Raw genomic sequence first — 26115 nt, forward strand, 5'->3', positions numbered from 1 at the left:
GCCTAAGCATGTACCTTCTCGACGAAGCGCTCGACGACGTACTCGACGGTTTCGTCGCTGCGCTCTCGTGCTTCGGCTTCGAGCCGTTCGCGCTCGCCCTCGCCGGCGGCGAGGATCTCCTCGCGCTCGGCCTCGATCTCCGCGCGGGCCTCCTCGAAGCGCTGTTCTTCGAGTTCATCGGCCTCCTCGCGGGCCTCCTCGCGGATCTCCTCGGCCTCCTCGCGGGCCTCGGCGATGCGTTCCTCGCGCTCGCGTTTGGCCTCGTCGAGTATCTCGTCGGCCTCCCGCTCGGCGTCCTGGATTCGGTCGAGAACCTCTGGTCTCGCCATTCTTCTGCGAGGGTTGTGTGAGCGGCTATTTGGTAGTTGCGAATGTCCGTCAGTCATCGTGAACGCTCCCGAGACTGCTGTGGCGCGCGATGAATCCGGCCGGAGGCCGGAGAACGCGCGAGGGATGAGTGAAGTGAGGGCGAAGCCCGAACGGAGCGAATCGGCTGGGGAGGTCTGTGGCTGTCGCGGTACGGTAAGCGATAGCATCCGCGCGAACGCAGTGAGCGCGGTTCGCCGGGAGTGAGCGCGAAGCGCGAACGAGCGGGAGTTTTTGATCCAGCTTTTTGGTCGGGGGTTGAGCGCGAGCGACCGAAGGAAGCGAGCGCGATGCCCCCGTCTAAAAAGGTGGGAGTTTATCCCGGCGGCGATCGGAGAGCTGCCAATGGGTATCCTCGAGAACAAGGCGCGCGCACAGGTGTTCTACAAGTACCTCTCGAACGTCTACGACGAGATCAACCCGTTCGTCTGGAACGCCGAGATGCGTGCGGAGGCGCTCGAACTGTTCGACGTCGACGAGGACGACCGCGTGCTCGACATCGGCTGCGGGACGGGCTTCGGCACCGAGGGATTACTCGAACACACCGAGCGCGTACATGGACTCGATCAGAGCGCCCACCAGCTGAAACGTGCCTACGGGAAGTTCGGACGGGATGGCCCGGTCAAATTCTACCGAGGCGATGCCGAGCGCCTGCCGTTCGAAGACAATACGTTCGACGCGCTCTGGTCGTCCGGTTCGATCGAATACTGGCCCGACCCCGTGGCGGCCCTGCGCGAGTGCCGGCGCGTCACGGAGCCGGGCGGCAACGTGCTGGTCGTCGGCCCCGACGCGCCGAAGACCTCGGTGGTCGGCCGACTCGCCGACGCGATCATGCTGTTTTACGACGAGGACGAGGCCGATCGGATGTTCGCCGCGGCCGATCTCGACGTGGTCGAACACCGCATCCAGCAGGCCAACCCCGGGAGCCCGCGGGCGATCACGACGCTCGCGCGCGTGCCCGAGTAGTCAGGTTCGCGCCGTCGCCACCGGTTCGCCTTCGGTGTAGATTTTGACCGTGACCTGTGAGCCAGCGGTCGGCTGTGGGGAATTCGTTCCAGCAATTACCAGTGAGGTCTCCTCTCCAGCGGTCCAGGTTTTATCCTTTCCTTTTTGCAGTGGAGCAGATGGAGCTCCAAAGAAACCATTCATCCCTGCGGCAACGGGAACCTGTGGCTGGGGTTCTAACGGTTCTCCATCGACGAAAATTCGGATAGTAAGGTTTCGAACGATGAGTTCGTCACCGCTAACATGAGTGAGGAGAATTTCCGGATTGCCATAGGTTTCACCGGTTGCCATGTCAGCGGAGATAGCAGCTTTCGGTACATCATCGGTCTGGCCGATGCCGATGGCGAACGCCCCGACGATGGCCGCAAGTACGACGGTGACGCCGACGAGGAGGACGACACCGACGACCGGGGCAACGGCACGGCGTGACACACCACGGCTGGCCTCGGCCTGCTATTTCAACGTTCGGCCGTAGATGGTGAGCCAGCGGCAGTCGTCGTCCGGTTGCTCGCCGGGGAGAACTCCGTCTCGATCCGGACGGTGTCGCCGTTCGCCTGGGCAACGACGGTGGCGCTGTTCCGTGGCGCGACCGCCCAGAGCGAGCCGTCGGTACCGGTGCGACCGACCGAGTGGTTGGCGATCGTGATGCGCCCATCGACCGGTTCGCCCGCGCGGTCCGTGAGCGAGAGTTCGACCGGTCCCGTGGGATAGGTACGGTTGACGGTCAGTCGGAGGTCGCCGCTGGTCCGGCGAAGCGGATCGGTCGTGGGCATGGCCGAGAGACGGTTTCGCTGCTGTTCCGAGAACACCGCGCCCGAGCGGCTGTCGAGGTTGGTCGTCAGTCGGCCGTGATCGTAAAACAGCGTGAAGCGATAGACGCCCGCCTGGCGATCACCGCTCGCGTCCCGTGACACGGAGTTGTTCCACGCCCACGGGTAGCGATCGGCAACGCGATCGAGCGCGGCGGTGATGTCGGTCAGGCTGCCCGCCGATTCGTTGGCCCGTTCGCTCGGGAGATACGCCTCGCGGGAGTGGCGACCATCGTCGACCGTCGCCAGTACGACGCCTTCGTTTGCGGTTGCAACGTACAGATCGAGCGCTTCGAGGCGCTCGTCGGGTGCCGTTTGCGCAGCTTCGAGATCGGGGGCGGTCGACGCGTCGAGCGGAGCCGTGTTTTGCCCGCGCAGCGTCGTGGCGATGCTCTCACGAACCGGGCCGCGCAGCGGACCGAGTTCGACGCCACGGTTGCGTGCCCAGCTGACTGCCGGCTGGCCGTCGATAGTCGAGCCGGGAATCGAGCGTGCGCGATCGGCCACACGGCCGGCAGCCACGCCGAGCCGTCCGGCCGCCGTGTGGATGCGCGCGAGTTCGATGACGAACTCCCGGGCCGTGCTCGTCCCGTTGTTGTACTCGCGCACTGCCGTCGACTGGTGGCGCTGCAGCCCGTCGATACGCGATTCGATGCGGTCGGCGTTCGTTTGGAGCATTTCCCGGCGTTTGGCCGTCGAGTCGGTCGCGGCGAAGCGCTCGTCGAGAACGAGCTGTCGATAGCGGCCGTCGAGACCGCGCGTATCGAGCGCGAGCGTCCCCGAAACGTCGAGCGTCGCGCGCTGATAGCCGGTCGATTCAGCCGCATCCGGGCCGATCGTCAGATACTCGCTCGTGTTCGTTGCCGGCGTCGCCGGCCGAGCGCCCTGCCGATCGCCGGCGCTCGGCACCGCGACCGCAGCCCCGGCGAGCAGACAGCAGCACACCACCACGGCGAGCGCACGACGCATTGAGAGGGGAAACGAACGGCTGCTATTAAAACCATGTCGCCGACGACGAACAGGTCAGGGATGGAAACCGTTTTCGCGTCGGCCCGAGGACGGCCCGTATGCGCGTCCGGGCGGTACTCGTCGTCCTCGCCCTCGTGGCCGTCGTCACCACTCCGGTGACCGGAGGGGTCACGCCCGATACAGCGGAGCTCGCACCGACGGCGCAGGCGGATGCCGGCCAACCCAGCGGCGCGAACAACACGACCATCGCCATCCACCCACGGCCGAACGGTGACGCACGGTTCAGGGTGTCGACGGGGTTCGTCCTCGACGATACGAACGACTCGTCGGCGTTTCGCGCGCTTGGACGGCGGTTCGAGGAGGGGAGCGCCGGTTTCTCGGTCGAAACCTTCCGGCGGGCCGCCAACGAATCGAGCATCGTCACCGGCCGGTCGATGAACGTAACGAACGTCACACGAAACGCGACCATCGTCGGCGAAAACGCAAGCGGGCCCGACACCGGACGGCTCGTCCTGGGGTTCACGTGGACGGGATTCGCCCGAACGAGCGGCGATCGGCTGATCGTCGGCGACGCGTTCAACACCACCCGCGGGACGTGGCTGCCCGGTCTCACCGCAAATCAGACCCTGATCGTCGAGTCACCACCACGGTACATCGTCACCCGCTCGCCGGTCGGATTCACCAACGGCACGCTCGTCTGGAACGGGCCGGAAACCTTCCAGCCGGGCTCGCCGAGAGCCGTGTTCACGAGCCGTGAGAGCGCAAATCGGACGACCGAATCCGGCGGCCCGCTGGCATCGCTGCCCGCGCTGGCGGTCGGCGTCGGGATCGTCGCACTCACCGTCGTCGGAGTCTACGCGTTCGCACGGCACAACGGCGGTGACGCGTCGACGGCCGACGCGGCACCCCCCGACGAATCGACGGCGAGCGAACCTGCCGCGCCACCGCCGACGAAGACGGAGACCGAACTGCTCTCCGACGAGGAGCGCGTCGAGCATCTGCTCGAACGCAACGACGGGCGGATGAAACAGGCCGCCATCGTCACCGAGACCGGCTGGTCGAACGCGAAGGTCTCACAGCTGCTCTCGGCGATGGCCGAGGAGGGCCGCGTCGAGAAACTCCGCATCGGGCGCGAGAACCTCATCAGCCTCCCGGATGATGGGGAAGGGTGACACTCCGGAACCGTTAACAGCCACGCGATGGGTGAATCGTTCATGAAGGTTCTGGTGGCAGTGGCGGAGGTGGCCGACGTCGAGGACGAGTTCGCAATCGACGGGCTGGCCATCGACGAGCAGTACCTGAACTACGACCTCAACGAGTGGGACGACTACGCCGTCGAGGCGGGCGTCCAGCTCCAGGAAGCCGGCGACGACGTCGAAGTAGTCTCGGTGACGATCGGGCCCGAACGCGCCGACGAGACCATTCGGATGGCACTCGCCAAAGGCGTCGACCGTTCCATTCGTGTCTGGGACGAAAATCTGGAGGGAACGGAGTATCTCGACAGCGGGACCAAAGCCGACGTTCTCGCAGCTGTCGTCGAGGACGAACAGCCCGATCTCGTGCTCGCTGGCGTTCAGTCCGACGACACCGCCTTCGGCGCGACGGGTGTTGCCCTCGCCGAAGAGGTCGGCTTCGAGTGGGCCGCCGTCGTCAACGATCTCGAATACGAGCCAGGAAGCGACACCGCGTCGGTTCATCGCGAACTCGAAGGCGGTGTCGAGGAGTTCACTGACGTCGAACTCCCGGCCGTGCTCACGATCCAGACGGGGATCAACGAACCGCGCTACGCGAGCCTGCGCGGGATTCGACAGGCTCAGTCCAAAGAGATCGCTCCCAAGACCCTCGACGAGCTGGGTCTCGACGCTAGCGTCACCGACAGTGACGTCTCGTTGACGCAGCTCTACGAGCCGGAAACCGAAAGCGATGCCACCCTCTTCGAGGGCAGCCCCGACGAGGAGGCCGACCAGCTCGCTGAACTCCTCCGCGACGAGGGGGTCGAAGCATGAGCGATATTCTGGCCGTCGCCGAACACCGCCGCGGCGATCTTCNCTCGCCGACGCCGCCGATGGCGACCTCCACGTGGCCGTCATCGGCGGCGATGTCGACGGGTTTGCCGACGAGCTGAACCGCGAGGGTGTCGACGCCATCCACACCGTCGCCGAGGGCGAGGAGTTCAATCACGACGTCTACACCCAGACCGTCGAAGCGCTCTACGACGAACTGGCTCCGGAAGTGCTCCTGCTGCCCAACACGGTCAATGGGCTCGACTACGCGCCCGCCGTTTCGAACGGCCTGTCGCTCCCGCTGGTGACCGACGCCATCGACGTCGAGTATGGTGACACTCTCTCGGTCACCCGCGAGATGTACGGCTCGAAGGTCGAAACCGTCGTCGAGGTCGACGCCGATCGGGTGGCGTTGACGATTCGCCCCGGCGAGTGGCCTCCCGCCGAGGGTACTGGCGATGCCGAAATCAGTCAGTTCGACGTGGATATCGACGAATCCTCTGTCCGCTCGACGGTCACGGGCTTCCAAGAGGTCGGCGGCGGTGACGTCGATATCACTGACGCTGATGTCTTGGTGAGCGTCGGCCGCGGTATCGAGGAAGAGGAGAACATCGCGCTCGTCGAAGCGCTGGCCGACACCCTCGGCGCGACGCTCTCCTCGTCGCGCCCGATCGTCGACAACGGCTGGCTCCCCAAAAATCGGCAGGTCGGCCAGAGCGGGAAAGTCGTCACTCCTGATATCTACATCGCCATCGGGATCTCGGGAGCCGTTCAGCACGTCGCCGGCATGAAAGGTGCTGACACCATCGTCGCCATCAACACCGACGCGAGCGCCCCCATCTACGATCTCGCCGACTATGGCGTCGCCGACGATCTCTTCGACGTCGTTCCCGCGCTTATCGAGGAGTTCGGTGGCGAACCACCCGCGCTCTGAGGCGATTCTTCTTTTCAGGATTCGGCCACCGCGAGATCGTACGGCTGCGCTTCGATCTCCGTCCGCAGCCGTTCGAGTGGCGGGTTGTCGTCGGCGGCGAACTGGCCCACGATCGCGAGCACTTCTGCACGGGAGATCTTCACCCCACCCTCGCGGAGCACGTCCTCGGCATGGGCGTCGAGTTCGCGCAGCGTCCCGATCGCGAGCAGGTACGGTACCGCCCACGCCGCGAGCGTGTTGCCGTTCGTCTCGGGTGCAGCGGCGAGATAGCGCCGTGCGTCGTCGGCGTAGCTCTCCGCCCGATCGGTGACACGACGGATGACGCGCGCGACCGACTGCGTGTTCGACGGCTCACAGACGTTCTCGGGATCGACATCCTCGGCGCGGAGCCACTCCGTCGGGAGATAGACGTTGTTCTCCTCGCGGTAGTCATCGCTGACGTCCTTCGCGACGTTCACGAGCTGGAGGAGCAGCGAAAACGAACGGTCGGTCTCGCGGAGTTTGCGGGTTCGCTCGGGCGTGGCGTCGCGCGCGAGCAGGTTCGTGACGAGCGTGCCGACCGTCCCGGCGGCGTACCAGCAGTACTCTTCGAGTTCCTCGATCGTCTCGATCCGGAGGCCGTCGGTGTCGGCGTGACGCTCGACGAACAGCGCCATCCCGGAGACGAGTTCGCGAATCGGGTCGAGCACCGCGGCACGCGCATCGGGCGCGAGCGATTCGAACGCCCGGAGCACCCGCGGTGCGTTGGCGACGACGCGCCAGTCCTCGCCGCCGTCGTCGGGGAGCCACGGCTCGACGGCGTGTTCGAACGCCTCGACCGCGTGGTCGTCGTCCGGATCGAGCACTCGATCGTAGTTGCGAAGGAGCGTACTCTGGACGTTCGGCGGGATGTGGCCGGCGTCCTCGATCGTATCCGCGATCCGGCAGAGCAGGTAGCTGACACAGATCTGCGTCGCCATCGGTTCGTCGAGCAGATCGACGGTGATGGCGAAGGTTCGCGAGGTACCGTCGAGCGCTTCGTGACACCACTCGCGCTCGGAACCGGTCGGTGTATCAGCAATCATCATTGTTCATAGGCGTCTGAACTACAAAAGCTCTGAGAAATACGAACCATACGTTCAGGAGTGACACGGGTGATATCGTCGCTGGCGGCGGGGATCGATGGCGGGATCGTCACCTACTTTCACACGCCGATCCAACATCGGACGATGGACGATCTCGAACGTCGGCGGGCGCTCGTCGAGGACCGCCTCGAAGCCGTCTGCGAGGTGGTCGAACCCGACACGCTCGGCGCGCGGATCGCCCACGTCGCGCTCTCGGGCGGCAAACGCGTCCGCCCGACGGTCACGATGCTGGCCTGCGAGGCCGCCGGCGGCGATAGCGAGGCGGCTGTCGATTTCGCGGTCGGCATCGAACTCGTCCACAGCGCGTCGCTGGTCGTAGACGACATCATCGACGATTCGGCCGTTCGCCGGGGGACCGACAGCGCGTGGGCGTCGTTCGGCTACGGCCCGGCACTCATCACCTCGGACGGCCTGCTCGGCGAGGCGTTCGCGCTGTTCGCCACCGACGAGCGCGCGATGGAGGTCGTCAGCGAGGCGCTGGTCGAGCTCGGTGAGGGTGAAGCGACCGAACTCGTCGACCACCCGACGGCCGAGGACGAGTACATGGAGCTCGCGCGCCGGAAGACGGGTGCGCTCTTTCGTGCGGCCGCGGAGCTGGGCGCGGTGGCGGCCGACGCCGACGCGCGCACCGTCGAGGCGTTCGGCGAGTACGCCGAAGGGGTGGGTGTTGCCTTCCAGATTCGCGACGACGTGCTCGACGCGACCGCTGACGCCGATGATCTCGGCAAACCGACCGGCCAGGACAGCGCGATGGAGCGACCGTCGTTCGTTGAGATCACCAATCTCACACCCGAGGAGGGGACCGAGCGCGCACGGCGGAAGGCCGATGCAGCGCTGTCGGCACTCGATTCCGTCGAGCTGGCCGACGAACGGGCCGCGGGCTATCTCCGTGATCTCGCGGAGTTCGTCGTGGAGCGCGAGCGCTGAGAAATTTTAGGCGTAGCGTTCGAGTTCCGGGCGATCGAGATCGGCGAGCACGTCGCCGGCGGTCTCGTCGAGCAAGCTGCGACCTTCGGGCGTGACCCGCCGACCCTCACCTTCGGCGGTCTCGACCAGATCCTCTTCTTCGAGCTGCTGGAGTGCGGTGCGGATGATCTTCCCGCTTCCCTCGGTGGATTTCGTCGGCGCGACCGTGTATCGGTTCGAGCCGCCCTTCGAGCCACCGTAGGCGGTCGTGAGTCGGTCGACACCGATCTCGCCGTCGATGGCGACGCGTCGGAGGAGGCTTGCAGCGCGGGTGCGCCAGAAGTCGTCCTGTTCGGGTGGGAGTTCGCGACTCATGCCGGTCTTGGCGAACCGTGCCCAGTCGGGTTCATCGACCGAATCGGGGAGCTCCGCGGCGACGGCCGCGATGAGCTCGTTCGCCGGAACGTCGTAGAGAGTTGCCATGCTTCCAAAACGCTCGGCGCGGGGTTTAAACGCGTCGTTAGCGTTCGACCGCCGGTCCGTGTCACCGGTCGGCGAGCACCGCCGCGGTGGCCCCGCCGACGACCGTAGGCAGCGCGTAAGTCGCTCCGCGATGGATGAGGACGGCCGCCAGAACCGTCGCCGCCGGAATGCCGCCGGTCGTCGCGGTCACGAGCACACCGAGGACCGTCTCGACACCGCCCAACCCTCCCGGAAGCGGCGTGACGCCGGCCATCGCGCCCGCCGGGATCGCCACGAGCACGACCGCCGCCGGGACGGTGTGGCCGAGCGCGAACAGCGAGAGCCAAAGAGAAGTAGCGAGACCGACCCAGCCGGCCGCCGAGAAGCAGAGCGCGAGCAGCAGTCCCCGGGGGTTGGTGCCGACGCGCTCGACGGCGGTGAAGAAGCCCTCGATGCGGCGTTCGAGCCCCGCTCGACTCGGCGGTGAGAGCCCCGGAACGACCCCGCCGACCCGTCTGGCGAGCGGCGTCAGCGTGTCGACGGCGACGCGTTCGACGCGATAGCGGTTCGTCCAGCCGAAGTAGACGGCGAGGAGCAGCGCGATCGCGAAGCCGACGACGACGGCCGAGACGAGCAGGAGGTTCTCGCCGAAGGTGATCCTGGTCGCGAAGTAGCCCAGCCCGATGAGTGCGAGGATGATCGAGGGGACGAAGTTGAGCGCGTCGACGCTGGCGATCGCCGCCAGCCCGGTCTCGTACTCGCTGTCGGAGGCCCGCGAGACCAGCAGCGCGCTCACCGGTTCGCCGCCAGCCTGGCCGAACGGCGTGACGTTGTTGGCGAAGGTCGCGCCCGCGAAGACGAGCACGGCGACCGGGGCCGTGATCGGCGCGCCGAGAACGCCCAAGACTGTGCGCAGCGAGAGTCCCCAGGCCGTGAGCCAGCAGACCGCGACGGCGATCACGACGAAGATCACCGAGGGGTCGGCCAGCGACAGCGCACCGAGGATATCCTCGATACCGACGAGCAACGAGAGGGCGGCGAGAGCGACGAGCGCGCCCGCGAAACCGACGAGCGTCGCTCTGAGGTTACCGCCACGTATCATATCCGCCGAAGGACCGACCGTGGCATGAACCCTCCGGAACGCCCGCCGGCGGCCGCTCGGGCGAACCGGACCGGTTTTGGTCGCCGCCCCGTCATCCGGAGCATGGACGAACGGGCGGCGCTCGCGCTGCTCTCCGGGCGCGTCGCGGGAGCCGGCGACGACTGTGCGGTCTTCGACGAGTCGCTGCTCACGACTGACATGCTCCACGAGACGACCGACTTCCCCGACGGCACGACCAGATACACGGCCGGCTGGCGAGCGGTCGCGGCCTCGCTCTCGGACGTGGCGGCGATGGGCGGGGCGGCCAGCGCAGCGGTCGCGATCTACGCTGCCCCCGCGTTCGACGAGGACGAACTGACGGCGTTCGTCGAGGGAGCCAGCGACGTCTGCGAGTCGGTCGCTGCCGAGTACGTCGGTGGCGATCTCGATACCCATGAGGAGTTCACCGCAGCGACGACGGTACTCGGACGGGCCGAAAATCCCGTCCTCCGCTCCGGCGCGAGCCCCGGCGAGGCGATCTGTGTCACCGGGACGCTCGGGCGGAGCGCGGCGGCACTCAGGCTGTTCGAGCGCGGCGACGACGCACGCGCGAACGAACTGTTCCGATTCAGCCCGCGGGTCGCGGCCGGTCGGGCCATCGGACAGCAGGCAACCGCGATGATGGACAGCAGCGACGGGCTCGCGCGCTCGCTGCACCAGTTGGCCGACGCAAGCGAGTGCGGGATGAGGGTTTCAGAGACACTTCCAATCGATGAATCGGTCACGGAGGTCGCCGACGATCCCGACGAGGCTCACGAACTCGGCGTGTTCTTCGGCGAGGACTTCGAGCTGGTGTTCACGGTTCCCGAGGACGATCTCGAAACCGTCCAGGAGAACTCACCCGTGGCCGTCACGCGCATCGGAACGGTCGTCGAGGACAGCGTCGCGCTCGACGGCGACCGCCTTCCCGACCGCGGGTTCACTCACGGGTAGGTCCGAGGCGGTCGCGGCTGCTGGCTGCGGCCGGCGGTGCGGGCCTGGTGGATGAAGGGCGAGGTACGCGAGCGACCGCAGGGAGCGAGTAGCGAACGAAGTGAGCGCGTGCCGAGGGCTTCGGCGGTGCTGTGCGGGGGCGAGTATCCGCGCGAACGCAGTGAGCGCGGTTCACCGTGAGCGAGGCCGGAGGCCGAGCGAGCGGGGTGTTTTTAGCGTAGCTTTTTGCGAGGGGTTGAGCGAGCCGAAGGCGAGCGATGCCCCGAAGTAAAAAGGTACTTCATAGTGAGAGCTCGTTCTCCATCCCTTCGGTCGCCTCGTCGAGCCCGTCGCGAGTGACGTCGTCGGTGTGGCTGGCGAGGTCGGCGTCGAGATAGATCTCGTCGAAGGCTTCGCGGAAGCGATCGCCGACGGCGCGGCGGGCGGCCTGCGTCTCGGCGACACGGTGATGGTGTTCGACGGTTTCGGTGGTGGTGTCGAGATCGGCAGCGACCGTTGCGACGTCGGCGTCGGCGAGGCGTTCGCGGAGGTCGCTCGGTTCGATCGGGCTGTCGGTCTCGCGGTCGCGGACGAGGTGGAGCGCGAGGCGAGTGCGTTCGACGGTCTCCGTGGTGGTATCGAGCGATTCGGCGATGGAGTCGTCATCCGCGCCCGCGTAGAACGCCGCGACGAGATCGACGCGCTGGGCGTCGTCGAGGCTCGTCGGGAGGTCGTAGCGGTCGGCCATCGCCGCGATGACGTCCGCGGTGCGGTCCTCGGTCGAGCCCTCGCGCGTGAGCGAGCCGCGCACGTCCTCCTGGTGTTCGGTCACGGTCGACTCCTCGGTGACGTCGATGAAGATGTCGCGTAGCGATTCCGTTTTCTCGTCCATCGGTGGGGGACCGAACTGTCGGCGAGCTATCGGTAAAAGCCTGCCGCCGGCAACAGCGCGTTCGTCAACCGATCGTATTATATGGGTTGACGGAAGGGTGGGAGTATGAGCATCGAGAACACCGACACCGAGATCGTCGGCGACGAAGTGGTGAGCAACCTCGCCCGTGCGGCGCTGTTCGCCGCCCTGACTGGCGCGTTCGCGTATGTGAGCTTTCCGAACCCGGTCTCACCCGCACCGGTGACGCTGCAGGTCCTCGGCGTCTTCCTGTCCGGGATCTTCCTCGGGCCGCTGTGGGGCGGCGTGGCCTGCGGGCTGTATCTGCTCGCGGGCGCGCTCGGCGCGCCGATCTTCGCCGGCGGGGCGGCAGGGATCGGCGTTCTGGTCGGCCCGACGGCTGGCTATCTCCTCTCCTATCCGCTCGCGGCAGCCGTCATCGGCGGCGTCGTCCACGGCGGTCGCACACCCGTCGATCCGGGAGCGGTGGGGCTCGGTCGACTGGTCGGCGGGCTGGCGCTCGGCACGGGTGTGATCTACGCGATCGGCGTGGCCGGGATGATGATCGTCCAGAGTCTGGGGCCCGTCGAGGCGTTTCTCGTCGGGGCGGCGGTGTTCGTCCCGGCCGAGCTACTGAAGATCGCCGCCGCCGTCGGCATCGTCCGCAGCGACGCGATGACCGCCGCATGATCGAGACGCGCGAACTGACCTTTCGGTACGGAAGTGATGAATCGGGCCCTCCAGCCGTCGACGACGTCTCGTTCACGATTCGAGATGGCTCGTTCGTCGTACTCGCCGGCCCGAACGGGTCGGGCAAGTCGACGCTCGTCCGGCAGTTCAACGGATTGCTCGACCCCGATTCGGGGAACGTGTTGGTGAACGGCCAGGCGGTCGACGAGAACGTCGTGGCCGCCCGGACGGCCGTGGCGATGACGTTTCAGGACCCCCGCGACGGGTTCGTCGCCGCAACGGTGGCCGCCGACGTCGCCTTCGGGCCGGAGAACCTCGGACTCGCGAGGGAAAAGATCGACGAGCGTGTCGCGGACGCGCTCGCTGCGGTGCGGATGGACGGGCGTGGCGACGAGCGCATCGACCGACTCTCGGGTGGTGAGCAGGCACGCGTCGCCATCGCGGGCGCGCTCGCGATGGAGCCCGACCATCTCGTGCTCGACGAACCGTTCGCCGGACTCGACCAGCCGGCGCGCCAGTCGGTGCTCTCGCGGTTGGAAGCACTCGGTGCCGCGGGAACGGGGATCGTCGTCGTCACGCACGACCTGCGGGACGTCCTCGCGCTCGCCGACCGTGTGCTCGTCATGAACGAGGGGCGCGTGGCGCTCGATGCGGACCCCGAACTCGCGCGCGAAGAGCTTGCGGGACTCGCCGTTCGCGCGCCGTGCTGAGCTACGAGCCTGGAGAGTCGATCGCCCACCGGCTCGACCCGCGGGCGAAACTCGCCGTGCAGATCGGGTTCGCGCTCGCGGCGTTTGCCCACACCAGCCCGCGCGGGCTCGCGATCGGGACGGTGCTGGCGGGTATCGTTCTCGTGGTCGCGGAGCTCCCCCCGCAGGTCGCCGTCTGGGAGGTCCGCTACGCGCTCCCGTTCGTGCTCGCCGGGCCGCTGCTCGCCGCGTTCTCGCCGGCTCCACCGTGGATCGTCCCCGCTGAGGCGATCGCACCGGCGCTCGCGAGCTATCGCGTCCTGCTCGTGTTGGTCGTGAGCGTCGCGTACGTCAGGACGACGCCGGTGCGCGACTCGCGGGCGGCCGTCCAGCGGCTGCTGCCGGGGCGACTCGGGCGGCTCTGTGGCGTCGGCGTGGCGCTCGTCTTCCGCTTTTTGCCGGTGGTGCTCGGCGACCTCTCGCGGGCGCGGGCGGCAATGCGTGCACGCCTCGGGAGTGAACGCTCGCTCGCCAAACGGATGAAGCTCGTCGCCATCGCGGGCGTTCGCCGTGCGGACGGGCGGGCCGACAGGCTCGCGGTGGCGCTCCGTGCCCGCTGTTTCGCCTGGAACCCGACGCTGCCGGCGCTGCGGTTCGCCGCGATCGACGGTCCCGCTCTCGCGTTCGCGCTCGCGCTGTTCGTCTGGGCGCTGTCCTAAACGGGTCGAGCCGCCGGCAGCAAACGTATAGCAACTGAGGGAAAACGGGGTGCATGGTACTTACCGAATCGGAGTGGGACGCGGCCGAGCCGACACGGGACGTCCGTGCGCGTGTCGAAGAGATCCTGGAAGAGGACGGGCGGGCGTACTGCGTCGGGGATTTCTTCCGCGATGCCGGCCCGGACTCGGAGCGGTTCGAACCGCTGGCAGCGCTCGTCGAGGCGCTCGACTGGCAGACGTCGAAGAATCGCTCGGAGCTGCTCGTCGAGACGGCGCTCGAACGGCTCGTCGCCGACGGGACGCTCGAAAAGCGTGTGCGACAAGAGGACGACACGTCGGTTGCATACTATCGAACGGTGGATCGGTAAACGATGAACTAGTTTTTCGTTCCCGACGGACAGCAGGCAGACGGTGTGCGTTGGCAAGACTTAACCCGGCCGCCCGGCTCTCAAACGATAATCAATGACACTCGTGCTGCAGGCGGGCGAAACCATCACCCGGGAGACCTTCTGGCGGATCGGCCCGGTCGGGAAGGCGCTGTTTTACTTCCTGGCCTTCCTGGCGATCGCGATACTGCTCTACGGTGTCTACGATCGGTTCGCCGGCTATCTCCGGGGCACCGACGACGCCGTTGCCCGACTCGACGATCTGCCCGAACGAGTGGCGAGCGCCGTCAAGATCGTGCTCTCGAACGAGAAGCAGTTCAACCGCGACCTCTACGGCGGGCTGATGCACGCGTTCATCATGTGGGGATTTCTGACCCTCCTCATCGGCACGACCATTCTGATGATCGACATGGACGGCTACCAGCTCGTCACCGGTCTTCTGGGCGAAAGCCAGTCGTTCTTCATCGGCGACTTCTATCTCTCCTATTCGCTGGTGATGGACGCGCTGGGGCTGCTGTTCGTCGTCGGCCTCGGAATGGCGATCTACCGGCGGTACGGCGTCCGCAACGAGCGACTCTGGGATCGGCACACGAGCCTCGAAGACGGTGCGTTCGTCTGGACGCTGTTCTTGCTCGGCGTCGGCGGCTATCTCGTCGAGGGCGTGCGCATTCTCGCGACCGGCTTCCCCGACTTCGAGACGGTGAGCTTCGTCGGCTGGTTCGTCGCGCTCGTCTTCCAGGGCGCTGGCATCTCCCAGGAGCTGGCGACCACGGTGTATCCGGCCGCGTGGTGGTCGCATTCGCTGCTCGCGCTCGGATTCGTCGCCGCCGTGCCGTATGCCAAACCGTTCCACATGCTGTCGAGTTTCGCCAACGTCGTCACGCGCGACGAGAAATCGGGCGTCCGTCTCCCGGGAGTGCCGGCCGACGAGGACCCCGACGAGATCGGCTTCACCGAAGTGGAGGACATGTCCTGGAAACAGATGCTCGACCAGGACGCCTGTACCAAGTGCGGGCGCTGTTCGTCGGTCTGTCCCGCCAAGGCGTCGGGCCGGCCGCTCGATCCGCGGAACGTGATCCTCGACCTCAAGAACTATCGCGAGTCGGTGGACGCCGGCGGCGAGACGAAGGAGATCGTCGCCGATGGCGGTGCGAGCGTCATCGACTCGCGCACGATGGAGTCCTGCATGTCCTGTATGGCCTGTATGGACGCCTGCCCCGTCGATATCGAGCACGTCCCGCAGTTCACCGAGATGAACCGCCGGCTGACCGAGATGGGCGAGATGGACGACAACGTCCAGGAGACGATGATGGACGTCTTCCAGCAGGGCAACTCGTTCGGCGAGCCCGAGCGCAAGCGCCCGGACTGGGTCGAGGAACTCGACTTCGACGTGCCCGACGCGCGCGATGGCCCCGTGGAGTACCTCTGGTACGTCGGCGACTATCCGAGCTACGACGAGCGCAACAGGCGCATCGCGCGCTCGGTGGCGACCATCTTCGAGCACGCGGGCGTCGATTACGGCATCCTCTACGAGGACGAACAGAACGACGGCAACGACGTCCGGCGAGTCGGCGAGGAGGGACTCTACGAGATGCTCGCCGAGGACAACGCCGCCGCCTTCGAGGACTGCGAGTTCGAGACGCTCGTCTGTACCGATCCCCACAGCTACAACACGTTCAAAAACGAGTATCCCGAGCTGGAGGGCGTCGAGTGGAATTCTGATGGGGAGATCGACGTCCACCACTACACGCAGGTCGTCCAGGAGCTCGCCGACGCCGGCGCGCTCGATCTCTCGGGGACGGCGCTCGATTATACTGTGACCTACCACGATCCGTGCCATCTCGGCCGGATGAACGACGAGTTCGAGGCTCCGAGGGAGCTCGTCCGGCGTACAGGTGCGAGCCTCCACGAGATGCCACGAAATCGGTCGAACTCGTTTTGCTGTGGCGGCGGCGGTGGCGGACTCTGGATGGACTTCGACGAGGAGCCCAAACCCAGCGAGGAGCGCCTGCGCGAGGCGCTCGAAGACACCGACGCCGGAAACGAGATCGAGAAGTTCGTGGTCGCCTGCCCGATGTGCATGACGATGTACGAAGACGGCCGGAAGACGGGCGATTTCGAGGACCGCATCGAGATCGTCGGCCTCTCCGAGCTGCTGGCCGAGGCGCTCGAAGCGGACACGACAGCCGGAGTGGTCGAGACGGGCGCGGACGCGGCCCCAGCAGACGACTGAGATCGTTTTCGGAAAACAGTTTCAAAACGCGACTTCGATGACGCCGAGCGAGATCGCCGCGAGCGCCGACTCGAAGATCACGGTGCCGATCGCCGAGAGGACGACGAACTTCCGGGTGCTCATCTCCGCGAAGCCGGCGGGCACGGTGAGCATCCCGCGGGTGAACAGCAGGGCGTTGCTCACCGGGACGACGACGGGGCCCCAGCGCCCGAACCAGCCGTCGAAGCGGTCGAGAGTCGACTCGCTGACTCGGAACCAGCGCTTTTCGAGCAGCCATTCGCGGCCGCCGCGCTTGGCGAGCACGAACAGCCCGACCTGCCCGACGGTCGCGCCAAGCACGGCGACGCCGATGATCGTCGCGATGCTCGGCACCGAGTGGCCGAGCAGGCCGATCGAGACGGGGACGATGGCCTCGCTCGGCATGAAGTACATCAGCATGGCTCCTTCGAGGACGAACACGCCGAAGAGCGCGACGAGGGCGAACTCGGAGTCGAGCAGGTCACGGAGATAGGGCGGCATCTCGGCGACTTGGAGGACCGGAGCGGCCATCGACCGGGGCTACTCCGCTGGCTCCTAAATCGTTTGCGTCATGCCGCGGGTGTTTTGCCGCTCGCGGGCGGAGTGAACGCATGGACCTCACGCATCGCCCGCGACGGCTCCGCCGGGACGGGCTTCGCGACCTCGTAAGCGAAACACAGTTGCAAGCGAGCGACCTCATCGCACCGATGTTCGTCGACGCCACGACCGACGAACGCGAGCCGATCGAATCGATGCCGGGCCACGAGCGCGTTCCCGTGAGCGAGGCGATCCCGCGCGTCGAGGAGATTCAGGCAACGGGCGTCGAGTCGGTGATCCTGTTCGGAATTCCCGGGTCGAAGGACTCGCGCGGGACACGTGCGTGGGCCGAGGACGGTGTCGTCCAGCGCGCGCTCCGGCGCATCACCGACGAGACCGACGTGTTCGCGATCACCGACGTCTGTCTCTGCGAGTACACCGATCACGGCCACTGTGGGGTGCTCGACGACGGCGCACGCGAGCGCTGGGAAGGTGCCCAGACGGACGGCGGCGTAGCGACGAACGAGCGGGAAGCGAGCCTGACTGTCGACAACGACGAAACTCTGGAATTACTTGGGAAGATCGCCGAGAGCCACGCTGCGGCGGGTGCGGAGATGGTCGCCCCGAGCAGCGCGACCGACGGGATGGTCGGCGCGATCCGGGAAACGCTCGACGAGACGGGCCATACCGACGTGCCGATCATGAGCTACGCCGCCAAATACGAGAGCGCGTTCTACGGGCCGTTTCGAGATGCCGCCGACGGTGCGCCGGCCTTCGGCGACCGTCGCCACTACCAGATGGACCCTGCGAACGCCGACGAGGCGCTCCGAGAGGTCGATCTGGACGTCGAGCAGGGCGCGGACGTGCTGATGGTCAAACCGGCGCTACCCTATCTCGACGTCGTCCAGCGTGTCGGCGAACGGACCGACCAGCCCGTGGCGGCCTACAACGTCTCCGGCGAGTACGCGATGTTGCAGGCCGCCGCGGAGAAGGGCTGGCTCGACATCGATGCGGTCGCGCACGAATCGTTGCTGTCGATCAAGCGCGCCGGCGCGGATCTGATCCTGACCTACTTCGCCGAGGACGTCGCCGAGTCGCTCTGAGAGCTGCGCACAGCGGATCTGCAGGTGAGCAGGGCGGCAGGAGCGAGAGAGAAGATACTTGGCCGGCGGCGGGTAGATCTACTCGATGTACGATTTCGTCGTCGTGGGGGCCGGACCCGCCGGCTCGCGCTTCTCACGACAGGCCGCGCGGGCGGGCCACGACGTGCTCTGTCTCGAACGCGGCGAGGTTGGACGGCCGCTCGCCTGTTCGGGCCACGTCAGCACCGACATCTGGAACTTCACGCCCGAAGGCGCACGCGACGAGCTGTTGCAGAACGAGGTTTCGGGAGCCCGCTTTCACGTCGGCGGCCCCGGAAGCGAGAGCCACCTGTTCTACAAGGACGAGACCATCTCGAACGTCATCGACAGGGTCGGCCTGGATCGCACGCTCGCGCGCGCGGCCCGCGAAGCGGGGGCAGACCTCCGGGAGAACCACAGCGTCGTCGGGATCGACGAAGATGCCGACGGGGTGACGGTGCGAGTGCGCACACCAGACGGCACCGAGACCGTCCGTACACGGATGATTGCGGGCTGTGACGGGCCGGTCTCGCGGGTACGTCGCGAGCTCGCCATGCCCGAACCGGGCGAGAAGCTCCAGGGTATCCTCGCCTTTTCCGAGGAGCGCGATCCGGGCTCGCACGTCGACGTCCACCTCACGGTGCCCGAATTCTTCGCGTGGCGCATCCCCAGAGGCGACGCCGGCGTCGAATATGGCCTCGGGGCCGCACCGGGCGAGAACGCCACCGACCTATTCGACCGATTCCTCGACGAATACGGCGTCGAGACGGGCGAGACCTGTGCCGGGATGATCCCGATCGGGCCGGCCGAGCGCGTCACGAGCGATCGGGCCTTCCTCGTCGGCGACGCCGCCGCACAGACCAAACCGTTCACCGGCGGTGGCATCCTCTACGGGATGACCGCCGCCGATCACGCTGCCCACGAGATCGACCCCCAGAGTCCCGAAACCCTCGGAGCGTACGAGCAGGCCTGGCGTTCGGATCTCGTGCGCGAGATCCGCCTCGGCCACTGGGTTCGCCGGGCGTACTCGCTTCCCGATGCCGTCCAGCGGGCAGGACTGTCGGCGCTCTCGGGAGAGATCGGCGTCCACATGGACAAACCCTCCACGCTGTTCTCGCCGGAGAGCCTCAAAACGCTGCTCTCGCGATCTTAGTAGTCGGGGAGTCGCGCCGAGCGATCGCTGCCGTCGACGAACGGGAGTGATTCGACGGTCGCCGCACGTTCCTCGCCGTCGACGCGAACCGTCAGTTCGTCCGCATCGAGAGTGAAGTCACAGAGCGCGAGCGCGATCGGTTTTTCATGCACAGGGCTCTCGACCGCACGCGTCACCTCGCCGACGGTCGCGTCGCCGTCGAAGACCGCTGCACCCGCTTCCGGGAGCGACTCGGGCGCGAGCCCGACGAGTCGGCGGCTCGGCCGACCCTGGTTCTCGACGCGCGAGACGACCTCCTGGCCGACGTAGCAGCCCTTCTCGAAGTCGAGCGCGTTCCGCAGGCCGAGCACGTTCGGGATTTGCCCGCGGAGCTCGCTCTCGAAAAGTGGCGTTCCGGCTTCGAGCGTGAGCGCCTCCCAGGTGTCGTAGCCGAACGGCGCGGCGTTCAGGCCGTTGTTGATGAGCGTATCGAACACCGATTCGGCCGCGTCGGCGTCGCAGACGACCGTGTAGCCCTCCTCGCCGGAGAGTCCGTCGTCGCGAATCACCGTCACGCCGTCGTCGCCCATCGAGCCGCGGACGAAGGCGAGCTCCGCCTCGGGCGAGCTCGCGCCGTTGAGCACGCTCGCGATCTTTTCCGTTGCCTTCGGGCCGTAGACGCCGAAGACGCCGAACGCCTCGGTCGCGACCGTGATCTCGACGTCCTGGATGAACGTCTTTCCCGACCACTCCTCGGCGACCGCGGCGGCGCGCTCCGGCGGTGTGAAGACCAGGAGGCGCTCGGCGGTGGTGTAGATGTAGAGATCGGTCTCGATCTTGCCCTGTGGGTCACAGAGAAGCGCGTAGCAGCCCGTTCCGTCCTCGCGGTGAACACGGTTCGAGACGGCGTTGTCGACAAAGTCGATCCGGTCGTCGCCGGTGACGGTGAGAACGCCGTAGCCCATCTCGATGACGCCGACGACGTTTCTGACGGCCAGATGGGTGCGTTCGGGGCGGCCGTAGTGGGCGGCGACGCGGACCCCGCCCCGGTCCGCGAAGGTCGCGCCGTGGGATTCGTGGAGCGTTTCGGCGAGCGTCATTGCCCGCGATTGGGGCTGATCGCGGATAAGGCGTGTCTTACAGGCCGAGGCGCTCGCGGAGGCGGTCGAAGAACGTCGGCTCGTGGTTGTCCTCGTCGGGATCGGGCACCACTCGCTCGTCGGGTGTGATGTGTAAGCGTCCGTCCTCGGTTTCGGTCTCGATGAGGCCGTCGTCGTTGAGCGCGGCGAGTGCGTCTTCGAGTTCGTCGATGCCGGTGTCGGCGTGCGAGCGGAGTTCGAACACCGTCAGCCCCTCCTGACGGTCGACCAGCGCGTCGAGGACCGCCACCTCGACGTCGCCGCGGTCGCGAAACTCGCGCTTTGCCCTCATGGAACGGGGTTCGACCGGACCGGTCTTACGCTTATCCCTCGGCGGCTAACAATAGACTTTATTGCACGCGATGCGAAAGCACATCCCGATGGGAGTCAAGTGTTCGCTGCTCGGGCACGACTACGGCGAGAGCGAGATCGAGCGCGAGCGCGACGAGGAGGGCGACGAGGTCGTCCGGACGGCCAAACGGGTCGAACGCTGTCGGCAGTGCGGGCGGACGCGAACGATCTCCGAGAACACGGAAGTCACCACGCTCGAAGCCGCCGCCGGCGTGGTTCGCGAACCCGACGGGACGGTCGTCGCCACGACCGACGAGGCGACGATCACCGACGAGATCGACGGCGACGTCGTCATCGAATCCCCCGCCGGCGAACGGCCGGTCGGGGGAGCGACGGCAGTCGAGGAGCCTGCATCGACCGGGGAGCCCGCATCGAGCGGAGAATCCATAGCGAACGGCGAGCCCACGTCGGTCGAACCGCTCGGAGCTTCTGACACCGAATCGGAGATGAACTACTCGTCCGAGATAATCGAGTCGGTAACGTCGTCCGAAACCGACGACGGTCGGGTTGTCGAGGACGAATCCACGGGGTCGGTCGCCATCGATCGCATCGGCCACGACCGCAAGCCACAGCGCCCGACGCGCGCGCCCGGTGAGTGGCCGACCGACCCCGACGAGGACGGGGCGACGACGGGCGATCCCGACGACGCCGGCTCGCTCGCCGACGGTGGCGCAGCCGTCGCCAGCTGGCCCGAGACGGACGGGCCCGAGGCGGTTGCCGACGACGAGGCCGAAGCGACGACCCGTGGGAAGCGCCAGAGCCGCCGGCCGGGCGATACGCTTTCGTGTGGCTCGTGTCGGTTCACCAGACTCGTCGCCGATTCGCCGCTGCGTGCGGGCGACATCTGTCCCGACTGCGGCAGCGGCTATCTGGCGTGGGAGACGCGAAAGGGGTAAATTCACCCCTCGCAAAGCTGGCGTCCATGCGTGAGTACAAGATGCGCCGCGGCGAGTATTTGGAGGAGCGAATTCCGGAGATGGAAACGACCGTCGAGGAGTATTTCGGCCCGCCGACAGCGACCGAGGAGTTCGAGGGGAGCGACCTTCACGTGGTCGAAGACCCCGAAAACGCTGTCTTCGAGCGTATCGTCGCCGGTACGGTCGAATACGGATCGAAGAAGGATACCCTCGCCGTGCATTTCGAGGAACGACCCGCCGAGGAGGTCATCGCCGAAGGCAACGCCGACGCCGCCGCGGACGCGGTGGACGCGAAAAACGATTTCCTGCTCGAAGCGACCGGGCGGGACGCGAAAAGCCGCCGCGAGTCGATGAAGCGCACGGTCGAGGACGACGCGGAAACGCCCGACAACGTCTGAGGCCGTCTCGGGAGGGTTACGTTCGTACAGCGTTATTACTGCGGACGACGAGTCCCATCCATGCTGACTACACCGACGCGACGAACGATCGTCGCCGCATTGATCGTACTGCTCGTGCTCTCCGCGGGCTGTTCGCAACTCACCGAAGATCCGATCGAGCGAGAAACCACCGATGCAGTCTTGGAGGGGACGGCAACGCCCGATGCGTCCGCCGCGACCACGACGGCTACGGCGACGGCCACAGCGATCCCGACGACTGTTGCGACGGAGACACCGACTGAAACGCCCACCGCAACACCGACACCGACGGAGACGGCGACATCCACGCCGACGCGAACCGAGACGACCACTCGGACGGCAACACCGACCGAGACGCCCACCGCAACGCCGACAGCAACTGAGACACCGACGGAGACGGCAACTGAAACGCCGACAGCGACGACCTCCGCAACGACGACGTCGGACAACCGCAAGGTGCTCGTCATCGAGGCGGCGGGCGACGGAGCGTCGTCCTACAAAACGGTCTTCGACGGCTCCGCGAAGTACGGCCCCGAGGCCGACCGACCGGGCGAAGCCGACCATCCCGATGACATTCGCCGGATCGACGCCGAACCGTACATCACGATCAACGGCTACGTCGGCGACGGTGGCTCCGACTCGTACTACGTCACTGGCTACTACGGATCGCTCGAAAACAAGGGCGACGTGCCGCTGAATGTCTACTACGACGGCGAACTCTGTATGACCGTCGAACCACAGTCGAGGGATTCCTGTACCCCGTAGCTGCATCGACGGCGCTCACTGGTTGCTATCGATGCGAGGAAAGGAAGCAGCTCGGCGGTTGCCCCCGACGCGGTAGATGCGAAGAGCGATTCGTGCACGAAGCCACCGTCCGGGGCGCGAAAAACCATGGAGGTCAAAAACGCGCAGTGGAAAACGATGCAGACACGCCCGTCGACATCTGAAGTCGTCTACAGGCGGATTGTGGTTCATGTAGCGTTATTAGGCAGGGCAATGAGTTTCTACCCATGTCGACCACGCCGATGCGACGGACGGTCGTCGCCTCATTGATCATGCTGCTCGTGCTCTCCGCCGGCTGTTCGAGCCTCACTGACGATCCAAACGCACAGGAAACGACCAGAACAGTGCTAGAAGGGACGGCGACACCCGATTCGTCCGGTGCGACCACGACGACGGAGACCGCGACAGCCACAGCTAGTCCGACGACTGTTGCAACGGAGACGGCGACGAAAACGCCGACGGCAACACCCACGCCAACGGAGACATCGACACCAACGCGGACCAAGACGGCCACTCGGACAGCGACATCGACTGCAATCCCGACGCAGTCCTCGACGCAAACGGATCGGTCGAGACCCGACGGTACGTACAACCTGACGATCGTCGCAGCCAACGACGGGGAGTCACATTATCGGGTGTATGTCGATCAAGTCGGAATGAAACTCGGTCCCGAAGCCGATAGAGAGAACGCCACATACCCGGATGCGATATACAACAACGATCCGTACTACATTCAAGGCTACATCGGCGATGGCGGTGTAGATAGGGCCGTGTTTAATCGCTAGACAACGTCGGATCAGGTCGCCAGAGTGACGGAGTTGAAGCGGAAGACGGCGAAGTATGTCAACGCAAATCTTCCGCTTCACCGAACGTGTTGTCTTCGCCGTCAAAAGGGTTGCCGATGATTGGGACGAACCCGCCGCCCCGGAAGGTGGCGGCGGGTTCACCGATGCAGCGATGATATCCATCCACTGTCTCCGGATTTACCTCGATACGACCTACCGGATGACGATCGATGTGTTGACGGAAATGCCACGAATATCGCGGGAGATCGGCCTTGAACCGACCGATCTCCCGCATCCCTCGACGTTATGTCTCGCTTTCGATAGAATTGAGATGGCGGTCTGTCGGACACTTCTCCAGCAGTCTGCGCAGTTTCATAACACTGGGACGATCGGAGCGATCGACGCTACGTTCTTCGAGCGCTCGCCTGCGAGCCGCTCGTACTGCAACAAGACAAAATACGAAGTACAGGACCTCAAAGCCACGAAACTCGTCGATACAGAAACAAACATCATCCTCGATTTGCACTGTACGACCACCAGAGAGGGAAGTGACGCCGACATCTGCAAGCANCGCCCGCCGGCAGGCGGACGAGTTGCAGATCCTCACTGCTGACAAAGGCTACGACTGCACGTGGCTGCGTGAGTACCTCCGTGAGGATCTTGACCTCCGACCGTTGATCAAGCACTGCATCAACAAGCCCTACGATCACGCCCACAACGCCCGAATTGACGACGATCTCTACCACCAGCGCTCCATGTCAGAAACCGTCTTCTCCTCGGTCAAGCGCTCGCTGGGCGTCGCCCTGCGAGCGCGGACATGGTATCGAGAATTTCGTGAGATCGCGTTGATGTGTGCGGTGTACAACATTAAGGAGGCCGCAAAACAGGAAATTCCACTTCCGTCATGCGATTAAACACGGCCNGAGATCGCGTTGATGTGTGCGGTGTACAACATTAAGGAGGCCGCAAAACAGGAAATTCCACTTCCGTCATGCGATTAAACACGGCCGTACGATCACACCCCGTTTGGCTATCCCACGGTGAGACGGTGAGTGGACGGGCTACTGACCGACGATATCGTCTTCGAGCGCCGCGACCTCGTCGATGATGCTCTCGACGTGGGGTTCCGCGACGCCGTTCGCACGCATTGCGTCGGCGAGATGGCCGGCGACGTGCGAGAACGCCGTCCCCGTGATTCCCATCCCCTCGTGGGCGCTCTGCATGTCGTCGCCGCTGTAATCGACCGGGCCGCCGGCGACGGCGCTCACGAACTGGACCTGGTGCGCGAAGAGCGCCTCCATGTCGTAGCCCTCGAAATACGGTTCGAGAAGCGGGTCGTCGAGGACGCGCTCGTAGAAGTTCGCCACGACCGCTTCGACGGCTTCGCTGCCACCGATCTCCTGATACATCGAACTCCGTGCTGGCATCATCAGGACGAGGTGGGGGAGACGGTAATAGTTTCACCCGAACCCGTTCGGGACGAATGACTATCACAACCACGGTCCACAATACCGTCCTTCACCAATCCCGCTCGCACAGATCTTCATTATACTGATATGGTGGTTCGACGGTACTGGCTCGATACCGATCGACGGGCATCGCACCGACGGCGAACGATGAGGGTTCCGGCCGACGGCGAATCGGTGCTTCCCGTCGATTCGGTGGCTCACGGCTCCCGATCGCGGCTCCTCCGAACCGCGAGGAACCCGCCGAAGACGAGCGGCGAGAGAACGGCCATCAGCCCGCTCCCGGCCAGCGCGCCGCCCCACGGCGTCGAGAGCACGTCGCCGGCCGACGGGAGATCGGGGTTGCCGACGACGAGCAACCCCTTCATCCCGAGCTCCTCGTAGGCCGGACAGGAGTATTTCACCACCCGATTGCCGGTGAACGTCCACTCGAACGTCTCCCCGTCCGTCCCGCTGAAATCGGTCCAGAACGACTCGTCGTCGGCGACGACCGTGAGCGCCTCGCTCTCCTCCAGCCGTCGCCAGACGATCGTCGTCCCGGGATCGATGTGGATCGCCGGCGGGTCGAACGCGAAGATCCCGCCGTTGCCCGGCGCGCCCACCCCGATCTCGACGCGATCGCGACCCGTTCCGTCGACGACCTCCTCGAAACCATCGACATCGTCGAGCCAGCCACCGTATGGCGACGACGACTCCTCACTACCGTTCTCCGCGCCGCTCCCGACGGCTGCATCGGCCCCGACGAGGACCGCCCCGCGCATCCCCATGCTCCGATGGGGTACGCAGGCGTAGTTGACCGCTCCCTTTTCCTCGAAAGTGTGCTCGAACGTGTGGCCGGCCTCGCTCGCGATCTCGCTCTCGAAGGCCCCGCTCTCGGCGACGACGTTGTGGCCGCCGCCCTCGCCGGTCCACTTCCACGTGATCGTCGTCCCGGGATCGACGCGGATGGCTGGCGGCGAGAACGCGAAGTTCCCGCCGTTACCTTTCGCGCCGACGGCCACTTCGGTCTGCTTCGTTCCCGTCTTGTCGACCACCTTTTCGAAATTGCTGACGCCGTCGAACCAGCCCGCAGCGCCGCCCTCCTGTGCGCTCGCGGTCCCTGCCGTCGCGCCGATCGCCCCGATGCCGACGGCCGTTCCGCCGGCGGCTTTCAGGAACCCCCGTCGACCGCATCGTGCCGCGCTCGGGTCCGCTGTGGTTCCCTGCATCGCGA

General features: G+C 66.0%; 28 protein-coding genes and 2 pseudogenes. 17 read left to right on the top strand and 13 right to left on the bottom strand.

The genetic code is table 11. The annotated features are described in order from the left end of the window. Window positions 1–2: 2 nt before the first annotated feature. On the bottom strand, window positions 3–329 hold the full coding sequence (gene ahaH / locus C448_RS02575) for an ATP synthase archaeal subunit H (protein WP_004051690.1): 327 nt from the start codon (window positions 327–329) through the stop codon (window positions 3–5). A gap of 382 nt (window positions 330–711) precedes the next feature. On the opposite strand from ahaH, the gene C448_RS02580 reads away from it, so the two are divergent. Beyond that, window positions 712–1332, top strand: a complete 621-nt coding sequence (locus C448_RS02580; RefSeq protein WP_004051699.1) for a methyltransferase domain-containing protein — start codon at window positions 712–714, stop codon at window positions 1330–1332. On the opposite strand, the gene C448_RS15320 is transcribed toward C448_RS02580, so the two are convergent. Together C448_RS15320 and C448_RS02590 are read right to left on the bottom strand one after the other, a co-directional pair. Then, on the bottom strand, window positions 1333–1803 hold the full coding sequence (locus C448_RS15320; protein WP_080503144.1) for a type IV pilin: 471 nt from the start codon (window positions 1801–1803) through the stop codon (window positions 1333–1335). A gap of 26 nt (window positions 1804–1829) precedes the next feature. Then, complete coding sequence (locus C448_RS02590) at window positions 1830–3149, bottom strand: DUF7096 domain-containing protein (protein ID WP_004051701.1); 1320 nt, start codon at window positions 3147–3149, stop codon at window positions 1830–1832. 98 nt (window positions 3150–3247) lie between these two features. Between C448_RS02590 and C448_RS02595 the strand changes: the two genes are divergently transcribed. The 3 genes and pseudogenes from C448_RS02595 to C448_RS02605 all read left to right on the top strand — a co-directional run bounded on the left by C448_RS02595 (window position 3248) and on the right by C448_RS02605 (window position 6086). Continuing rightward, window positions 3248–4321, top strand: coding sequence for a helix-turn-helix transcriptional regulator (locus C448_RS02595; RefSeq protein ID WP_004051702.1), 1074 nt, complete (start codon window positions 3248–3250; stop codon window positions 4319–4321). 42 nt (window positions 4322–4363) lie between these two features. Continuing rightward, window positions 4364–5155, top strand: a complete 792-nt coding sequence (locus C448_RS02600; protein ID WP_004051703.1) for an electron transfer flavoprotein subunit beta/FixA family protein — start codon at window positions 4364–4366, stop codon at window positions 5153–5155. Continuing rightward, window positions 5152–6086, top strand: a pseudogene (locus tag C448_RS02605) (electron transfer flavoprotein subunit alpha/FixB family protein). Before C448_RS02600 ends, C448_RS02605 begins: the two are co-directional and overlap by 4 nt. 14 nt (window positions 6087–6100) lie before the next feature. Here C448_RS02605 and C448_RS02610 read toward each other — a convergent pair. Continuing rightward, entirely contained in the window at window positions 6101–7150 is a 1050-nt protein-coding gene (locus C448_RS02610; protein WP_004051705.1) for a phytoene/squalene synthase family protein, read from the bottom strand. Window positions 7151–7294: 144 nt separating this feature from the next. Here C448_RS02610 and C448_RS02615 point away from each other — a divergent pair, with 144 nt between their 5' ends. After that, a complete protein-coding gene (locus tag C448_RS02615; RefSeq protein ID WP_004051706.1) occupies window positions 7295–8137 on the top strand; it encodes a polyprenyl synthetase family protein in 843 nt (280 codons plus the stop codon). 6 nt (window positions 8138–8143) lie between these two features. Here the strand turns inward: C448_RS02615 and C448_RS02620 are convergent, their stop codons facing one another. Together C448_RS02620 and C448_RS02625 are read right to left on the bottom strand one after the other, a co-directional pair. Beyond that, window positions 8144–8599 (bottom strand): 30S ribosomal protein S19e, encoded by a 456-nt coding sequence (locus tag C448_RS02620; protein WP_004051707.1) that lies wholly within the window; start codon window positions 8597–8599, stop codon window positions 8144–8146. 61 nt (window positions 8600–8660) lie between these two features. Continuing rightward, a complete protein-coding gene (locus C448_RS02625) occupies window positions 8661–9680 on the bottom strand; it encodes a lysylphosphatidylglycerol synthase transmembrane domain-containing protein (protein WP_004051708.1) in 1020 nt (339 codons plus the stop codon). A 102-nt stretch (window positions 9681–9782) separates the two neighbouring features. Here C448_RS02625 and thiL point away from each other — a divergent pair, with 102 nt between their 5' ends. Next, window positions 9783–10652: a thiamine-phosphate kinase gene (thiL, locus tag C448_RS02630; RefSeq protein ID WP_004051710.1), complete on the top strand. Its 870-nt coding sequence runs from the start codon at window positions 9783–9785 to the stop codon at window positions 10650–10652. 280 nt (window positions 10653–10932) lie between these two features. Here the strand turns inward: thiL and C448_RS02635 are convergent, their stop codons facing one another. Then, window positions 10933–11523, bottom strand: a complete 591-nt coding sequence (locus C448_RS02635) for a hypothetical protein (RefSeq protein WP_004051711.1) — start codon at window positions 11521–11523, stop codon at window positions 10933–10935. 105 nt (window positions 11524–11628) lie between these two features. On the opposite strand from C448_RS02635, the gene C448_RS02640 reads away from it, so the two are divergent. From C448_RS02640 to C448_RS02660, 5 genes are all read left to right on the top strand, one after another. Further along, window positions 11629–12210: a biotin transporter BioY gene (locus tag C448_RS02640; protein WP_004051712.1), complete on the top strand. Its 582-nt coding sequence runs from the start codon at window positions 11629–11631 to the stop codon at window positions 12208–12210. Beyond that, window positions 12207–12920 (top strand): energy-coupling factor ABC transporter ATP-binding protein, encoded by a 714-nt coding sequence (locus tag C448_RS02645; protein ID WP_004051713.1) that lies wholly within the window; start codon window positions 12207–12209, stop codon window positions 12918–12920. Before C448_RS02640 ends, C448_RS02645 begins: the two co-directional genes overlap by 4 nt. After that, the gene (locus tag C448_RS02650) at window positions 12914–13618 is read left to right on the top strand and encodes an energy-coupling factor transporter transmembrane component T family protein (protein WP_004051714.1); all 705 of its coding nucleotides are present in this window, start codon (window positions 12914–12916) and stop codon (window positions 13616–13618) included. Before C448_RS02645 ends, C448_RS02650 begins: the two co-directional genes overlap by 7 nt. Window positions 13619–13671: 53 nt before the next feature. Further along, complete coding sequence (locus C448_RS02655) at window positions 13672–13986, top strand: hypothetical protein (RefSeq protein WP_004051715.1); 315 nt, start codon at window positions 13672–13674, stop codon at window positions 13984–13986. Between the two features lie 94 nt (window positions 13987–14080). Next, complete coding sequence (locus C448_RS02660; RefSeq protein WP_004051716.1) at window positions 14081–16237, top strand: heterodisulfide reductase-related iron-sulfur binding cluster; 2157 nt, start codon at window positions 14081–14083, stop codon at window positions 16235–16237. Between the two features lie 21 nt (window positions 16238–16258). On the opposite strand, the gene C448_RS02665 is transcribed toward C448_RS02660, so the two are convergent. After that, window positions 16259–16786 carry a DedA family protein gene (locus tag C448_RS02665; RefSeq protein WP_004051717.1) on the bottom strand — a complete coding sequence of 176 codons (528 nt, stop codon included), beginning with the start codon at window positions 16784–16786 and terminating at the stop codon, window positions 16259–16261. An 80-nt stretch (window positions 16787–16866) separates the two neighbouring features. On the opposite strand from C448_RS02665, the gene hemB reads away from it, so the two are divergent. Together hemB and C448_RS02675 are read left to right on the top strand one after the other, a co-directional pair. Continuing rightward, on the top strand, window positions 16867–17895 hold the full coding sequence (hemB, locus tag C448_RS02670) for a porphobilinogen synthase (protein ID WP_004051718.1): 1029 nt from the start codon (window positions 16867–16869) through the stop codon (window positions 17893–17895). A gap of 85 nt (window positions 17896–17980) precedes the next feature. Next, window positions 17981–19066: a geranylgeranyl reductase family protein gene (locus C448_RS02675; RefSeq protein ID WP_004051728.1), complete on the top strand. Its 1086-nt coding sequence runs from the start codon at window positions 17981–17983 to the stop codon at window positions 19064–19066. On the opposite strand, the gene ygfZ is transcribed toward C448_RS02675, so the two are convergent. Together ygfZ and C448_RS02685 are read right to left on the bottom strand one after the other, a co-directional pair. After that, complete coding sequence (gene ygfZ / locus C448_RS02680) at window positions 19063–20145, bottom strand: CAF17-like 4Fe-4S cluster assembly/insertion protein YgfZ (protein ID WP_004051730.1); 1083 nt, start codon at window positions 20143–20145, stop codon at window positions 19063–19065. The two genes, C448_RS02675 and ygfZ, sit on opposite strands and share 4 nt — an antisense overlap. 37 nt (window positions 20146–20182) lie before the next feature. Beyond that, complete coding sequence (locus C448_RS02685) at window positions 20183–20476, bottom strand: DUF6432 family protein (protein WP_004051733.1); 294 nt, start codon at window positions 20474–20476, stop codon at window positions 20183–20185. A gap of 88 nt (window positions 20477–20564) precedes the next feature. Between C448_RS02685 and C448_RS16085 the strand changes: the two genes are divergently transcribed. Genes C448_RS16085 through C448_RS02700 form a run of 3 tightly spaced genes read left to right on the top strand, consistent with a single transcriptional unit; the run spans window position 20565 to window position 22633 of the window. Next, the gene (locus C448_RS16085) at window positions 20565–21431 is read left to right on the top strand and encodes a DUF7093 family protein (protein WP_080503146.1); all 867 of its coding nucleotides are present in this window, start codon (window positions 20565–20567) and stop codon (window positions 21429–21431) included. Window positions 21432–21457: 26 nt separating this feature from the next. After that, a complete protein-coding gene (locus C448_RS02695) occupies window positions 21458–21850 on the top strand; it encodes a DUF5611 family protein (RefSeq protein ID WP_004051735.1) in 393 nt (130 codons plus the stop codon). Window positions 21851–21910: 60 nt separating this feature from the next. Continuing rightward, the gene (locus tag C448_RS02700; protein WP_004051736.1) at window positions 21911–22633 is read left to right on the top strand and encodes a hypothetical protein; all 723 of its coding nucleotides are present in this window, start codon (window positions 21911–21913) and stop codon (window positions 22631–22633) included. Window positions 22634–22766: 133 nt separating this feature from the next. On the opposite strand, the gene C448_RS15805 is transcribed toward C448_RS02700, so the two are convergent. After that, window positions 22767–23264, bottom strand: coding sequence for a hypothetical protein (locus C448_RS15805; RefSeq protein ID WP_152415507.1), 498 nt, complete (start codon window positions 23262–23264; stop codon window positions 22767–22769). 227 nt (window positions 23265–23491) lie between these two features. Between C448_RS15805 and C448_RS02710 the strand changes: the two are divergent. Further along, window positions 23492–24350, top strand: a pseudogene (locus tag C448_RS02710) (IS5 family transposase). A 147-nt stretch (window positions 24351–24497) separates the two neighbouring features. Here the strand turns inward: C448_RS02710 and C448_RS02715 are convergent. After that, window positions 24498–24845, bottom strand: coding sequence for a group I truncated hemoglobin (locus tag C448_RS02715; protein WP_004051738.1), 348 nt, complete (start codon window positions 24843–24845; stop codon window positions 24498–24500). A gap of 257 nt (window positions 24846–25102) precedes the next feature. Beyond that, window positions 25103–26110, bottom strand: a complete 1008-nt coding sequence (locus C448_RS02720; protein WP_049916029.1) for a halocyanin domain-containing protein — start codon at window positions 26108–26110, stop codon at window positions 25103–25105. Window positions 26111–26115: the final 5 nt, after the last annotated feature.

The sequence above is a fragment of the Halococcus morrhuae DSM 1307 genome (assembly GCF_000336695.1).
GTDB lineage: Archaea > Halobacteriota > Halobacteria > Halobacteriales > Halococcaceae > Halococcus > Halococcus morrhuae.